Source organism: Staphylococcus sp. GDY8P131P, from assembly GCF_017891975.1.
GTDB classification, from domain to species: domain Bacteria; phylum Bacillota; class Bacilli; order Staphylococcales; family Staphylococcaceae; genus Staphylococcus; species Staphylococcus nepalensis.
On sequence record NZ_JAESKF010000004.1, the window covers coordinates 78,037 to 93,835 of the forward strand.

A 15,799-nucleotide genomic window follows, 5' to 3' on the forward strand; every position below is an offset into this window, starting at 1 on the left:
AAGCATAACTGTTTTAAGTGCAAATTCAGCGATGTTTTTGGTTTACTAAATTGATAGCTTTATTTCTATTAGCAAAATGTTTTTTCGTGATTGTATCTAAATAGTCAATGCCATTTTTTTCAATGATTTTTGCTGCTGCTAAATCTACTTTATTACTAGCTCCTTTAGGTAAATCAGTTTTTGCATTTTTTGATAAATGGTCCATATTTTTTACAAATGCATAACGAGAAATAATACTGGCTGCTGCAATTGCAATTGATTTTGATTCACCCTTAGTTTCAAATTTCGTCTTATTTTCGAAAGGCATTTGACTAAGTGCATACCTTTTATAAACACCGGGCTCTGCAAACTGATCGATAACGATGTAGTCAAATTCTTCTTGATCGATTTTATCAACGACATTCTTAATCGCTTCATTATGTAAAACAGCTTTCATTTTAACCTGAGACCAACCAGACTTTTGCTTTTCATTGTATTTTTCATTATACATTGTTAGTAAAGAGTGCGGAATAAACGTTATAATCTGTTCAGCAAGCTCAACAATTTTTGAATCAGTAAGCCGTTTGGAATCATCTACGCCAAGCGTTTTTAAGATTTGCGCATGCTTATTAGATACATAGGCGGCGCATACCGTAAGGGGACCAAAATAATCACCACTACCTGCTTCATCGCTCCCTATACATTGAAATTGGTTATAATATATGTGTTGCTTAGCTTGTTTGATTTTGGAGGTTTTTGTATTATTTTGAGTAGCCGTAGATTTAGATGGTAGTAAAGTATTGGCTACAGCTTCTGCGTTTTTCCCTTGAAACATTATCTTATTTGAATTATAGATCGTGATGGAAGTATTTTGATATTTTGTACGTGCTTTCATACCTTGTGAAAGATTAGATGTATCAAAACGTATTTTAGTCATTAATTCTTGGATTTCTTGATTTGTTAATTTATGTACTACATTCGTCATTGAGTGACCTCGCTTTGTTCATATTACTTATTTTAAAATGAGACAATGCATATCATATCATAATTTTTAATATTTGAATGTTTTATGTTATAAGTAGCAATATAGCTTGAATTAAAAGGTGTTAAAGTTAAATATATGTAATTATTAAATAATTCAAATATAACAAATCACACCTCTTACAAAAAAATATTTTGTCGTGTATAATAGTTCGTGATAAATATTATAAATTACGAACATATAAATATAAATAAAGGTATATAACAGCAAGATTGGAAATATATATTTTTAAAGTCAGGAGTTATTATATGGGTGAGTTTAAAAACCGGATTAACGTAACTATCAATGATCAACATTATACAATCGTAGGAGAGGATAATCCAGAGCATATCCGTTATGTAGCACACTTAGTAGATGAAAGACTCAAAGAACTTGCGAGTAAGAGTGCTGGACTAGATACTACAAGAAAAGCAATCCTTACCGCTGTTAATATTATGCATGAAAAAGTGCAAGTAGAAGAGGAAAATGAACGTTTGCGACAAGAAATAAACCAGTTAAAAAATAGTGAAGACTAATGATAATTGATATACTAGTTGTTCTTCTCTTCATATATATTGGTATGATTGGATTTAGAAGAGGGCTTTGGTTAACAACTTTACATTTAGGCACTACAATGTTTGCTTTATGGTTAGCTCAACGTTATTATAGGCATGTTGCACAACGCTTAGAACTATTTGTACCTTATCCTAAAACGCGCGCTTATGATTTGGATTTTGCATTTCAATTCGCTCATCTGCAGCAACGATTTGAGCACGTGGTTGCTTTTGTAATTATTGCAACCCTTACGAAAGCTATATGTTATGGTGTTGTTGTACTATTTGATAACATTGTTCAACAAAGCTGGCCGAATATGATAAGCAGGGTATCTGGAATGGTATTGAGTTTGATTTCATCGTCAATTATTAGTGCTATTTTGTTATATGGTATAGCCATATATCCTAATGGCTTAATCCAACAACAACTATCTCATTCAATCATAACAGAATACATATTATTACATATTCCGTTTATCTCAACTTTTATCACACAACTTTAAATATATTCGTGTGGAATACAGTGATTTTAAAAACTAGGAGGTCAAGACATAACTGATATACCGAAATAACTAGGGTATGTTGTCTTGGTCTTTTTTTATGGAGTGAAACTTAATGACAAAAAAAGAAATTGTTCAATTATTAGAAAAAATAGCTGTATATATGGAAATCAAAGGTGAAAATACTTTTAAAGTTTCAGCTTATAGAAAAGCAGCTCAGAGTTTAGAAATCGACGAACGCCCTTTGGATCAAATTGAAGATGTCACTGAATTAAAAGGAATTGGTAAAGGTGTTGGTGAAGTGATCAATGAATACCTTGTAAACGGTCATTCGACAACATTAGCAGCTTTACAAGAAGAAGTGCCAGAAGGACTTATACCTTTACTAAAAATTCAAGGACTTGGTAGTAAGAAAATAGCTAAACTATATAAAGAACTTAATATAGATGGAAAAGAAGCTTTGCAACAAGCATGCGAAGAAGGAAAAGTAAGTGAACTAAATGGTTTCGCTAAGAAAACGGAACAGAATATACTTGAAGCAGTGAAAGCATTGGGCGCGAAAAAAGAACATTATCCTATTGATCAAATGAGAGGTTTAAATATAGACATTGACGACTATTTAGCGACAGTTGAAGCCATAGAAAAATACGAAGTTGCAGGCAGCTTTCGTCGCTTTAAAGAAGTGAGTAAAGATTTAGATTATATTATAAGTACAAAACAACCAACGGAAGTACAGCAAGCATTATTGAACATTCCAAACAAGGTGAAAGAAATTGCAGTTGGTTCGACAAAAGTTTCATTAGAATTAGCCTATGATGATGAAACGATAGGTGTAGATTTCCGATTGATTGAACCTTCAGCGTTTTATCATACGCTACAGCATTTCACTGGTTCGAAAGATCATAATATTCGCATCCGCCAATTAGCAAAAGAACAAGATGAAAAAGTAAGTGAATATGGTATAGAAAAAGCCGATGGTTCATTACTCCAATACCATAGTGAAAAAGAAATCTATGAACACTTTGGTGTGAATTGGATCGAACCAGCGATACGTGAAGATGGAAGCGAGTTTGATAAAGATTTATCTAACATTGTCACTTTAAATGATATCAACGGTGATATTCATATGCATACAACATACAGTGATGGTGCTTTTAGCATTGAAGATATGATTGAAGCAAATATTGCTAAAGGTTATCAATTTATGGTTATTACTGATCACTCTCAAAGTTTAAAAGTGGCAAACGGTCTCTCTGTAGAACGTTTATTACGCCAGAATGAAGCGATTAAAGCTTTAAATAAAAAATACGATGAAATTGATATATATTCAGGCATTGAAATGGACATATTACCTAATGGTCAATTAGACTATAGTGATGAAATCTTAGCACAATTAGATTACGTTATTGCAGCAATACATCAAAGTTTTAATCAATCGCAAGATGAAATTATGTATAGATTGGAACAAGCATGTCGGAATCCCTATATAAGACATATTGCGCACCCTACAGGACGTATTATAGGTAAACGACCAGGATATGAACCAGATATTGATAAATTATGTAAAATTGCTGAAGAAACAAATACGATTTTAGAAATCAATGCAAATCCAAAACGCTTAGATTTAAACGCGGAAATAGTTAAAAAGCATCCAAACGTTAAATTGACGATTAACACAGATGCGCATCATGTCGATCATTTAGAATTTATGAAATATGGTGTGGCTACTGCACAAAAAGGATTTGTTAAAAAAGATAGCGTAATTAATACGATGGATCGAGAGGCTTTTAAAGCGTTTATCGAAAACAATATTAAATTGAAGAAATAGAGGGATTATATGAGACAGAAATCATTAAATGTCTTAGAATTCGATAAAATTAAAGCACTCGTTGAAAAAGAAACAATGAGTGATTTAGGTAAAGAAAAAGTAGTTGGAATGGTGCCAGCAACTGATATAGAAACTGTAGAATTTCAAATTAATGAAACAGATGAAATTGCTCAAATTTATAATAAATATAGATTGCCGAGTTTGAGTGGTCTATCAGCGGTATCTGCACTCATCCATAGAGCAACAATTGGTGGCGTATTAAGTGTTAAAGAGCTCAATGCAATTAAACGCTTAATACAAATTCAAAACCAATATAAAACATTTTATAATAACTTGTTGGAAGAAGAAGAGGAAGTGAATTATACTATCCTCCACGATAGAATGGAACAATTACCTGTACTTTCAGGTTTATATCAAAATATTCACCAAAAATGTGATGCAAATGATCTATTTGACAATGCAAGTTATGAATTACAAGGTATTCGCAGTAAAATATCTGGAACAACGCAACGTATAAAACAAAATTTAGATAAAATTGTTAAGAGCCAAGCGAATCAGAAAAAATTGTCTGATGCTATTATCACAGTTCGTAATGAACGTAACGTTATTCCAGTCAAAGCTGAATACCGTCAAGATTTTAACGGCATTGTGCATGACCAATCCGCATCCGGTCAAACACTTTATATTGAACCATCTTCTATTGTTGAAATGAATAACCAAATTAGCCGACTACGCAATGATGAAGCAGTAGAAAGTGAACGTATTTTAACTGAACTAACCGGCTATGTGGCTGCAGAAGCAGATGCATGCTTAATTTCAGAATCTATAATGGGCCAGATAGATTTTTTAACTGCTAAAGCACGTTATGCACGTTCGTTCAAAGGTACAAAGCCTGAATTTACAAGTGAACGCACAGTTTATCTACCAAAAGCATTCCATCCTTTATTAGATCAAGATACAGTTGTAGCGAATACGATAGAATTCGCAGAAGATATTGAAGCGGTGATTATTACTGGGCCGAATACAGGTGGTAAAACCGTAACACTTAAAACACTAGGACTCATTATTCTTATGGCACAATCCGGTATGCTGATTCCTACATTAGATGGCAGTAAACTGAGCATCTTCGAGAATGTTTATTGTGATATCGGGGATGAACAATCTATTGAACAATCACTATCAACATTTTCTTCTCATATGAAAAATATTGTTGAAATATTACAAAATACAACTAAGCACAGTTTGATTTTATTTGATGAACTTGGCGCTGGCACAGATCCTAGTGAAGGTGCTGCATTAGCAATGAGTATTTTAGATTATGTACATGACATTGGTTCTCTCGTCATGGCAACTACACACTATCCTGAACTTAAAGCTTACAGTTATAACAGAACTGGTGTGATGAATGCGAGTGTTGAATTTGACATTAATACATTGAGCCCGACGTATAAATTGTTAATGGGCGTGCCAGGACGTTCAAATGCTTTTGACATTTCTAAAAAATTAGGCTTAAATATGAAAGTAATTCAAAAAGCGAAATCAATGATTGGTCAAGACGAACAAGAAATAAATGAAATGATCGCGTCATTAGAAAAAAATTCTAAACGTGTAGATGAACAACGTATTGAATTAGATAGATTGCTACGTGAAGCACAAGAGACACATGATAATCTTGAGAAACAATACGAACAGTATCAAAATCATGAGAAACAATTAATGAGCGAAGCTAAAGAAAAAGCAAATCAACGGGTGAAAGCTGCAACTAAAGAAGCTGAGGATATTATTAAAGAATTACGTGAACTTAGAGACAAAAAAGGTGCAGATGTAAAAGAGCATGAACTCATTAATAAAAAGAAACAGCTTGACGATCAGTATGAAGCGAAATCATTAAAACAAAATATACAAAAGAAAAAATGGGATGAAATTAAAGTCGGCGATGAAGTGAAAGTGCTAACTTATGGGCAAAAAGGCGAGATTTTAGAATTATTGGACGAAAATGAAGCAGTCGTCCAAATGGGTATTATTAAAATGAAGCTGCCAATCAGTGACTTAGAAAAAACGAAAAAAACGAAAGAAACGCCTACTAAAATGGTTAAGCGTGAAAATCGCCAAAGCATAAAGATGGAACTGGATTTACGCGGTTATCGTTATGATGAAGCGATGGTCGCAGTTGATCAATATTTAGACCAAGCTGTGTTGAGTAACTATGAGCAAGTTTACATTATTCACGGTAAAGGAACAGGCGCATTGCAAAAAGGTGTGCAAAAACATTTAAAACGACATAAAAATGTGTCATCATATAGGAACGGTATGCCAAGTGAAGGCGGATTTGGCGTGACCGTTGTAGAATTAAAATAAATGTGAGCAAGAGATATGCAGAATTATAAAAACTCTGTTATAATTTCTTCATCATTTGATAATTTAAGGAGGATTGGCAGTTATGGCAATCGTAAAAGTAACAGATTCAAACTTTGATGAAAATATTCAATCAGGTGTCAATTTAGTAGATTTTTGGGCAACTTGGTGTGGACCATGTAAGATGATTGCTCCAGTATTAGAAGAATTAGCTGGTGATTATGATGGAAAAGCTAATATTTTAAAACTTGATGTAGATGAAAATCCATCAACAGCTGCTAAATTTGAAGTAATGAGTATCCCAACTTTAATCTTATTTAAAGATGGAGAACCTGTTGATAAAGTTGTAGGTTTCCAACCTAAAGAAAACTTAGCAGAAGTAATCGAAAAACACTTATAGAAACAACCAAGCTGGGACATTAATTAATTTAATGTCTCAGCTTTTAAATTTGTAAATAAAACGAATACTTTGGTTTAATTATAAATAATGTTTTATAATAACAATTAGCATTTTAATCTTACAAAGAAGGATAAAAATGAAGTATAACTTATTTTCAGTGTAAGTTTATATATATACATTTACTTTTCAATAAAGAATATAGAAATTTGATAGAAAGGAGGAAAATGAAATGGAAGCATATCAAGAAGATATTAAGCAAAAATTGACTGTAGTACCTACTGAACCAGGCTGTTATTTAATGAAAGATCGCAATGATCAAATTATATATGTAGGTAAGGCAAAAAAGTTAAGAAACAGATTAAGGTCTTATTTTACTGGTGCACATGATGCTAAAACAACAAGGCTCGTTTCAGAAATTAGAAATTTTGAATTTATTGTAACATCAAGTGAGACTGAATCTTTATTGTTAGAACTTAACTTGATTAAACAATATCAACCTAGGTATAACATTTTATTAAAAGACGATAAAAGTTATCCCTTTATCAAAATTACAAAAGAAAAATATCCTCGGCTTCTTGTGACACGCACGGTAAAAAAGGGGACTGGAAAATATTTTGGACCGTACCCTAATGCGTATTCGGCTCAAGAAACGAAAAAACTACTCGATAGAATTTATCCATTTAGGAAATGTGATAAAATGCCAGATAAATTGTGCTTATATTACCATATTGGGCAGTGCTTAGGGCCGTGTGTCTATCCAGTAGATTTAAATAAATACGCTGAAATGACAAAAGAAATTTCTGATTTTTTAAATGGAGAAGATAAGACTATACTGAATAATTTAGAACAAAAAATGGGCGAAGCAAGTGAAGCACTAGATTTTGAAAGAGCGAAAGAATATAGAGATTTGATTCAACACATTCATAATTTAACTAAAAAACAAAAAATTACAACTTCTGATAATACTATTAGAGATGTTTTTGGTTACACTGTTTCAAAAGGCTGGATGTGTGTTCAAGTGTTCTTCATTAGGCAAGGAAACATGATTAAACGAGACGCTACAATGATTCCTTTGCAACAAACAGAAGAAGAAGAATTTTATACCTTTATAGGTCAATTTTATGACTTGAACCAACATATATTACCTAAAGAAGTGCATATCCCTAAAAATTTAAATAAAGAAATTATTCAATCAGTGGTCGACACTAAAATTGTGCAGCCAATTAAAGGTAAGAAAAAAGAATTGATAGACTTAGCCAATCATAATGCAGAAGTGACATTAGATAATAAATTCGAATTAATTGCTAAAGATGAGTCACGTACAGTTAAAGCGATTGAAGAGTTGGGAGATTGCATGGGTATACAGACGCCCATACGAATTGAAGCTTTTGATAATTCAAATATTCAAGGCGTGCACCCTGTTTCAGCCATGGTTTCATTTATTGATGGCAAACCTAATAAAAAAGGCTACCGCAAATATAAGATTAAAACAGTAGATGGTCCAGATGATTATAAATCTATGAGAGAAGTTGTGAGAAGACGTTATACGCGGGTGCTGAATGAAGGCTCACCTTTACCTGATTTAATTATTGTAGATGGTGGTAAAGGTCACATGACCGGCGTCATTGATGTACTTGAAAATGAATTAGGACTAGACATTCCAGTAGCTGGCTTACGTAAAAATGATAAGCATCAAACATCAGAAATTTTATACGGGGAAAGTGCGGAAGTGGTTCCTCTGAAAAAGAATAGCCAAGCTTTTTACTTATTACAAAGAATTCAAGATGAAGTTCATAGATTCGCAATTACATTTCACAGACAAACACGTCAGAAGACAGGTTTACAATCAGTATTGGATACTGTAGACGGTATCGGTTCTAAAAGAAAAACAAAATTATTGCGTACTTTCGGTTCAATCAAGAAAATGAAAGAAGCAAGCGTTGAAGAATTAAAATCAGCGGGGTTACCTCAAAATGTTGCTGAGAATCTTCATCAGGCGTTATACAACAAGTAAGAAAAAAAGATTAGGGGATGAGAATCATTCTCATGCCCAAAATCTTACTAATTAGTGTTACAATAGCAAATAACAGGGATTCTTTTTTTAAAAGTATATGGAAGCGTTTTCTAATTGAGAAAAATTATCACTTAAATCTAAGTTGTTAAACAACTGTCAAAACCAACTAGGGGTAATACTTCAATGTTTAACAAAAGTATGTTGCACTTTACATTGCTATAAATATAAAGCGATATTATAAAATGTTGTAGCTTAGTTTTAGTTGATAAGTGTCATCGCTTCTTTACTTTAATGAAAGATACCAAAAAATTAATTGTTTCACAGGGGGGACTTCCTTTTGGCATACTCGAAAAATCAATTCTATTTAAGACGCTTACATTCTTTACTAGGCGTGATACCGATAGGCGGATTCTTATTAATCCATTTGCTCGTTAACCACCAAGCAACGAAAGGTGTTGAGGCGTTTAACAAAGCAGCTGGATTTATGGAATCACTGCCATTTTTGATTGCATTGGAGTTTATCTTTATTTATATTCCAATTTTTTATCATGCGGTATATGGTGTACATATTGCCTTTACGGCAAAGGAAAACGTAGGACATTATTCCCAATTTAGAAATTGGATGTTCTTATTACAGCGTGTCACAGGTGTTATTACGTTTGTTTTTGTTGCGATTCATTTGTGGCAAACACGTATTCAACGTGCATTAGGTGATGAAGTGAATTTTGATATGGTACATGACATTGTATCAAATACAGGTTGGTTAATTTTCTATATCATCTGTTTACTAGCTGTAACATTCCACTTTGCTAATGGCTTATGGTCGTTCTTAGTAACTTGGGGCGTTTTACAATCAAAAAGATCACAACAAATTTTTACATGGGTATCACTTATTGTATTTATCGTAGTTTCATATATTGGATTAAGTGCTATTCTTGCGTTCGTATAATTTAAAAATGTTTCAGATATATTTAGGGGAGTGACTATTTATGGCAGAGAAAAAAATTATTGTTGTCGGTGGAGGACTTGCCGGTCTGATGGCAACAATTAAAGCAGCGGAACAAGGCGCTCATGTAGACTTGTTCTCATTAGTTCCTGTTAAACGTTCACACTCTGTATGTGCCCAAGGCGGCATAAACGGAGCGGTAAATACGAAAGGTGAAGGTGACTCACCTGCGGTCCACTTTGATGACACAGTTTATGGTGGCGATTTCTTAGCTAACCAACCACCCGTAAAAGCAATGGCAGAAGAAGCGCCTAAAATTATTCATTTACTGGACCGTATGGGCGTAATGTTTAATAGAACAAGTGAAGGACTTTTAGATTTCCGACGTTTTGGTGGTACGATGTATCATAGAACAGCTTATGCTGGAGCGACAACTGGACAACAATTAATGTATGCCCTAGATGAACAAGTTCGTAGTTTCGAAGTAGATGGTTTAGTAACAAAATATGAAGGTTGGGAATTCTTAGGCATTGTCAAAGATGATGACAACATGGCTAGAGGGATTGTAGCACAAGATATGACTAGCGCAGAAATTCAATCTTTTGGATCAGATGCGGTTATCATGGCAACTGGTGGCCCTGGCATTATTTTTGGTAAAACAACGAATTCAATGATTAATACAGGCTCTGCAGCTTCAATCGTATACCAACAAGGAGCGATGTATGCGAATGGAGAATTCATTCAAATTCATCCAACAGCTATCCCTGGAGACGATAAATTACGATTAATGAGTGAATCTGCCCGTGGTGAAGGTGGTCGAATTTGGACATATAAGGATGGTAAACCATGGTATTTCTTAGAAGAAAAATACCCGGATTACGGTAACTTAGTACCGCGTGATATTGCAACGCGTGAAATCTTTGATGTATGTGTAAACCAAAAACTAGGTATTAACGGTGAAAACATGGTATATCTAGACCTTTCACATAAAGACCCACATGAATTAGATGTAAAATTAGGTGGTATCATTGAAATTTATGAAAAATTCACTGGTGATGATCCACGTAAAGTACCAATGAAAATCTTCCCAGCGGTACACTATTCAATGGGTGGCCTATACGTAGACTATGACCAAATGACGAATATTAAAGGCTTATTTGCAGCTGGTGAATGTGATTTTTCACAACACGGCGGTAATCGTTTAGGTGCTAACTCATTGTTATCGGCAATCTATGGCGGTACAGTTGCAGGACCGAACGCGATCAAATATATCTCAAATATTGAAAATTCTTATACAGATTTAGATGATAGCATTTATGAAAAACGTGTCAAAGAAGAGCAAGAAAAATTCGATAATCTATTAAAAATGAACGGTACAGAAAACGCGTATAAACTTCATAGAGAACTTGGTGAAGTAATGACAGCAAATGTAACGGTTGTACGAGAAAATAAATCACTATTAGAAACAGACAAGAAAATCGTAGAATTGATGGAGCGCTATCAAAATATTGACATTGAAGATACGCAAACATGGAGTAACCAAGCAGTATTCTTCACACGTCAATTATGGAATATGTTAGTTCTAGCACGTGTTATCACAATCGGTGCTTATAACCGAAATGAGTCTCGTGGGGCACATTACAAACCAGAATTCCCTGAGAGAAACGACGAAGAATGGTTGAAAACAACTTTAGCATCATATCAAGGAAAAACAGAAGCGCCTAAATTTACATACGAACCAGTCGATGTAAGTTTAATCCCACCTCGTAAACGTGACTATACAAGTAGTGCTAAAGGAGGTAAATAATTATGGCAGATACTAAAGAAGTAAATGAAGCGCAAGCACAAGACGAACAACAAAGCCAAAAAACGATTAAATTAATTATTAAACGTCAAGATGACGCAGAATCAAATCCTTATGAGGAAGAATTTGAAATACCTTATAAAGAGAATTTAAATGTCATCGCTTGTTTAATGGAAATTAGACGTAACCCAATTAATAGCAAGGGTGAAAAAACAACACCTGTCATTTGGGATATGAACTGTTTAGAAGAAGTCTGTGGCGCTTGTTCGATGGTTATCAATGGTAAATCAAGACAATCTTGTACGGCAATCATTGACCAATTAGAACAACCAATTAAATTAGAGCCAATGAGCACCTTCCCAGTTATCCGTGACTTGCAAGTTGATCGTAGTAGAATGTTTGATAACTTGAAACGTATGAAAGCATGGGTGCCGATTGACGGTACGTATGACCTTGGTCCTGGACCACGTATGCCTGAGAAAAAACGACAAACTGCATATGAGTTATCAAAATGTATGACGTGTGGTGTGTGTTTAGAAGTTTGTCCAAACGTTACAAGAGATAATGATTTTATAGGCGCACAAGCCATTTCACAAGTTAGATTATTTAACTTACACCCAACAGGCTCAATGACTAAGGACGAGCGTTTAAATGCGTTGATGGGCGTAGGTGGCTTACAAGAATGTGGTAACTCTCAAAACTGTGTTAATGCATGTCCAAAAGGTATTCCACTAACGACATCTATAGCAGCATTAAACAGAGAAACTTCTTTCCACATGTTTAAATCATTCTTTGGTTCAGATCATCAAGTAAATTAATTAAATATTATAAATTAACAAAGAGTCTGGGATATAAATATCTCAGGCTTTTCTATATTGTGGTAGTGGGTGTCTGTGTGAAAAAGTGGTTATTCAAGTGTTTAAAAACTGCTTTATCTAATGGCTCATTTATTCTGAAACATAGCTATTTATTATGTTTTTAAGCGATATATTTATTATATTTTAGGTCTTGTAAAATGATTTTGAAAACGTGGCTGTGCTACAATAAAAGACAAGTAAACATGTAAGGATGAACAAAATATGGAGAAACCAATTGGAGTCATTGACTCTGGCGTTGGTGGCTTAACAGTAGCAAAAGAAATTATGCGCCAATTGCCAAATGAAACAATCTACTATTTAGGAGATATTAAACGATGTCCCTATGGACCTAGAGAAGGTTCAGAAGTTAGACAATTCACAACTGAATTAGCTGAAAAACTAATGGCTTTTGATATTAAAATGTTAGTTATTGCGTGTAATACCGCAACAGCAGTAGCTTTGAAACATCTGCAGAGCTTATTTGCTATACCTGTTATTGGCGTCATTGAGCCAGGCGCTAGAACAGCAATTATGACTACTAAAAATCAAAATGTTTTAATTTTAGGAACAGAAGGTACTATTAAATCGGAGGCTTATAGACACCATATTAAGAAGATAAATCCGAATGTAGAAGTGTCAGGCGTAGCTTGTCCAGGTTTTGTGCCTCTTGTTGAACAAATGAGGTATAAAGATCCGACAATTACTAGCATAGTGATTCATCAAACATTAAAACAATGGAGAAATAGTAAAGCAGATACTGTTATTTTAGGCTGCACACATTACCCATTGTTGTATCAACCAATAAACGATTATTTTGGGGGAGAAAAAATTGTTATTTCTTCAGGTTTAGAAACTGCTAGAGAAGTAAGCGCATTATTAACCTTTAGCAATGAACATGCTGGCTATAAAAGCCAACCTAAACATAGATTTTTTGCTACCGGAGAAACTGAACATATCGAACGTATTATTGAAGAATGGTTAAATATGAAAACAACAGTTGAAAAAATCGAAGTTTAAAGTGAGGAGAAAACAAAATGGAAGATATTGTTATTGCATCAAATAATAAAGGGAAAATAAATGATTTTAGAGTTATTTTTCCTGAATATAACGTCATAGGCATTTCAGAAATTATTGAAGGTTTTGATGTTGAAGAAACAGGCGATACCTTTGAAGCAAATGCAAAATTAAAATCTGAAGCTGCTGCTAAAGCGTTGAATAAACGTGTAATCGCTGATGACAGTGGTTTACAAGTTTTTGCTTTAAATGGCGAACCTGGCATTTATTCAGCACGATATGCAGGTGAAGCCAAAGATGATAATGCCAATATTGAAAAATTATTAACTAAATTAGGCGATGAAACTGATCGCAGCGCGCAGTTTGTTTGTGTCATTAGTATGAGTGCGCCTGGCGAAGAAACGGTTCAATTTAAAGGGACAGTACAAGGTGAAATTACTTTAGACAAAATTGGTGAATATGGTTTTGGTTATGATCCAGTCTTTTATGTTGAAGATAAAAATAAAACGATGGCACAATTAACAGCTGAAGAAAAAGGTGCAATTAGTCATAGAGGGAGAGCAATAGAACAACTACAACAATATCTAGAAGGTGATCAATAATGACGAAATGGGTAATTGTTAGTGATAATCATACAGAACAAGGTATTTTATTCAATGTCATTAATCAGCATGATGATATAGATGTTGCAATACATTTAGGAGATTCTGAACTTGCATATGACGATAGTGAATTGAGTCATTTCTATAAAGTAAAAGGAAACACTGATTTTTATCCAGAATTTCCAAATGAACAAACTATTGATATACGTGGAATAAAAGCATTTTTAACGCACGGCCATTTATACAGTGTTAATCGCACAAGAATGAATATAGCCCAACAAGCAAAAGCTTCAGATTGCCAATTTGCATTTTATGGCCATACACATGTAGCTAAACATGAAGTCATTAGCGGCGTGCATGTTATAAATCCTGGAAGCATTTCACAATCTCGAAGCGATATAGAAGAAACTTATGCAGAATTGTTAATTGATGAAACAAATCAATCTGCAACGTTAAATTTCCGCAATCGAGACCATAAAATTATTAATAGCGAAAATTTTACAATTTAATTAGATAAGAGGGAGTGTGCTTATAAAATGGTGACATCTTTCATTTTAGTAACGCTTCCTTGTTTCTGTATTTGAAAGTTTAATGACGCGTTTTCGAAAAATAATTTGATAAAAAATAAAATGGCAATAATATGATAAAAAGTTTACAATAGTGAAAAATCATATTTATTTTTAATGGCCAGAGTATTGCTTTATTGGCATAAGTTAGATATAATAATTCTTGTGTTCAAAAGAATGATGTCCTGGTAGCTCAGTTGGATAGAGCAATGGCCTTCTAAGCCATCGGTCGGGGGTTCGAATCCCTCCCAGGACACTATAACCCGTTGTTATGACAACGTTTCAAGTGTGCAGGTGTCAAATATGTGTCAAGAGAATATTTCTCTGACACGTTGGCCCTGCTCTTTTTTATGTTCATCAAGTAAATGTGTATAAACATCTAGCGTAATTGATATACTCGCGTGTCCTAATCTTTTGCTAATATATTCAATAGAAATCCCTTTACTAATTAAGTAACTAGCATGTGTATGTCTTAATGAGTAAGGTGTTATTTCATCGTCTATATTAAATCTATCTTTGGCTTTATTAAACACTTTAGAAACTGCTGTGTGAGATAAACTGAATAACTTTCTGTCTGTTCTTAACGGATGATTAGCAATGCTTTTTTTAATATGTGCTAAATCTGCGTCAGATACTTCTATTTCTCTGTCAGCGTTTTCTGTTTTTGTACCAGGTAAATGGATTAAACCTGGTTTATAATATAAATCATTATATGTCATTCTATTAACTTCTGAAAATCTAGCACCAGTTATCAAAAGTATATATAACATCAATGTACTTTTATCACTTTTTAATTTAAAGTGTTTTCTTAATTGTTCGTATTGGAATATCGTTAGGAATTTCACACTTTCTTTTTTAGGCGCTTTAGTTCCTTTATAAGTTACTTTGTAAGTCGGGTCCTTTTTTATATATCCATCATAAATTGCATCTTTAATGCAACTAGATATATACAGATGTACTTTTCTAACTGTTTCTGATGTTCTATCAATCGAGTATTCTGAAATAAATTTTTGATATTCATTTCTTGTTATATTTTTGATCAGTACGTTTTCTCCAAAATGTTTTAGAAACAAATTAAGCGCATGTTCATACCAATATTGTTGTTTTTCAGACAACGTGTTTTTGCCATTAGCTATTAACCAATCTCTATAATAATCTTCAAACTTCTTATTATCTTCTATTTTATTTCCATCTTCTAAATCTCTGATAAGTTGTTGTGCTGCTAATGTAGCTTCTGCTTTCGTTTTAAAACCTGATTTACGTTTCTTACCCGACTTAAAACTTGGGTCTTTTACATCGTATTGCCACGTAGTAGACGTTTTATTTTTACGTTTTGTTACTGTAAATGTTGCCATATTC

General features: G+C 33.6%; 14 protein-coding genes and 1 tRNA gene. 13 read left to right on the forward strand and 2 right to left on the reverse strand.

What is annotated here, in order from left to right:
- Positions 1–25: 25 nt before the first annotated feature.
- Positions 26–964 (reverse strand): ribonuclease HIII, encoded by a 939-nt coding sequence (rnhC, locus tag KA894_RS04505; RefSeq protein ID WP_107644530.1) that lies wholly within the window; start codon positions 962–964, stop codon positions 26–28.
- 305 nt (positions 965–1,269) lie between these two features.
- On the opposite strand from rnhC, the gene zapA reads away from it, so the two are divergent.
- The 13 genes from zapA to KA894_RS04570 all read left to right on the forward strand — a co-directional run bounded on the left by zapA (position 1,270) and on the right by KA894_RS04570 (position 14,696).
- The gene (zapA, locus tag KA894_RS04510; protein WP_096810363.1) at positions 1,270–1,536 is read left to right on the forward strand and encodes a cell division protein ZapA; all 267 of its coding nucleotides are present in this window, start codon (positions 1,270–1,272) and stop codon (positions 1,534–1,536) included.
- Positions 1,536–2,057, forward strand: a complete 522-nt coding sequence (locus KA894_RS04515) for a CvpA family protein (RefSeq protein ID WP_103373526.1) — start codon at positions 1,536–1,538, stop codon at positions 2,055–2,057. Before zapA ends, KA894_RS04515 begins: the two co-directional genes overlap by 1 nt.
- 112 nt (positions 2,058–2,169) lie before the next feature.
- On the forward strand, positions 2,170–3,882 hold the full coding sequence (gene polX / locus KA894_RS04520; protein WP_096810361.1) for a DNA polymerase/3'-5' exonuclease PolX: 1,713 nt from the start codon (positions 2,170–2,172) through the stop codon (positions 3,880–3,882).
- Between the two features lie 9 nt (positions 3,883–3,891).
- On the forward strand, positions 3,892–6,240 hold the full coding sequence (locus KA894_RS04525; RefSeq protein ID WP_119487804.1) for an endonuclease MutS2: 2,349 nt from the start codon (positions 3,892–3,894) through the stop codon (positions 6,238–6,240).
- Positions 6,241–6,322: 82 nt separating this feature from the next.
- Positions 6,323–6,637, forward strand: coding sequence for a thioredoxin (gene trxA, locus KA894_RS04530; protein WP_019469293.1), 315 nt, complete (start codon positions 6,323–6,325; stop codon positions 6,635–6,637).
- Positions 6,638–6,866: 229 nt separating this feature from the next.
- Complete coding sequence (uvrC, locus tag KA894_RS04535) at positions 6,867–8,651, forward strand: excinuclease ABC subunit UvrC (protein WP_096810359.1); 1,785 nt, start codon at positions 6,867–6,869, stop codon at positions 8,649–8,651.
- Positions 8,652–8,988: 337 nt separating this feature from the next.
- Entirely contained in the window at positions 8,989–9,600 is a 612-nt protein-coding gene (locus KA894_RS04540) for a succinate dehydrogenase cytochrome b558 subunit (protein ID WP_096810358.1), read from the forward strand.
- 40 nt (positions 9,601–9,640) lie between these two features.
- Positions 9,641–11,404 (forward strand): succinate dehydrogenase flavoprotein subunit, encoded by a 1,764-nt coding sequence (gene sdhA / locus KA894_RS04545; RefSeq protein WP_096810357.1) that lies wholly within the window; start codon positions 9,641–9,643, stop codon positions 11,402–11,404.
- 2 nt (positions 11,405–11,406) lie between these two features.
- Positions 11,407–12,219 (forward strand): succinate dehydrogenase iron-sulfur subunit, encoded by an 813-nt coding sequence (gene sdhB / locus KA894_RS04550; protein WP_096810356.1) that lies wholly within the window; start codon positions 11,407–11,409, stop codon positions 12,217–12,219.
- 261 nt (positions 12,220–12,480) lie between these two features.
- Entirely contained in the window at positions 12,481–13,275 is a 795-nt protein-coding gene (racE, locus tag KA894_RS04555; RefSeq protein WP_096810355.1) for a glutamate racemase, read from the forward strand.
- Between the two features lie 17 nt (positions 13,276–13,292).
- Positions 13,293–13,874 (forward strand): XTP/dITP diphosphatase, encoded by a 582-nt coding sequence (locus KA894_RS04560; RefSeq protein ID WP_096810354.1) that lies wholly within the window; start codon positions 13,293–13,295, stop codon positions 13,872–13,874.
- Complete coding sequence (locus KA894_RS04565) at positions 13,874–14,383, forward strand: metallophosphoesterase family protein (RefSeq protein ID WP_096810353.1); 510 nt, start codon at positions 13,874–13,876, stop codon at positions 14,381–14,383. The genes KA894_RS04560 and KA894_RS04565 overlap by 1 nt, the downstream gene beginning before the upstream one ends.
- A gap of 239 nt (positions 14,384–14,622) precedes the next feature.
- Positions 14,623–14,696: transfer RNA gene (locus KA894_RS04570), tRNA-Arg, on the forward strand.
- 52 nt (positions 14,697–14,748) lie between these two features.
- Here the strand turns inward: KA894_RS04570 and KA894_RS04575 are convergent.
- Positions 14,749–15,795 (reverse strand): tyrosine-type recombinase/integrase, encoded by a 1,047-nt coding sequence (locus tag KA894_RS04575; protein ID WP_210133737.1) that lies wholly within the window; start codon positions 15,793–15,795, stop codon positions 14,749–14,751.
- Positions 15,796–15,799 lie beyond the last annotated feature (4 nt).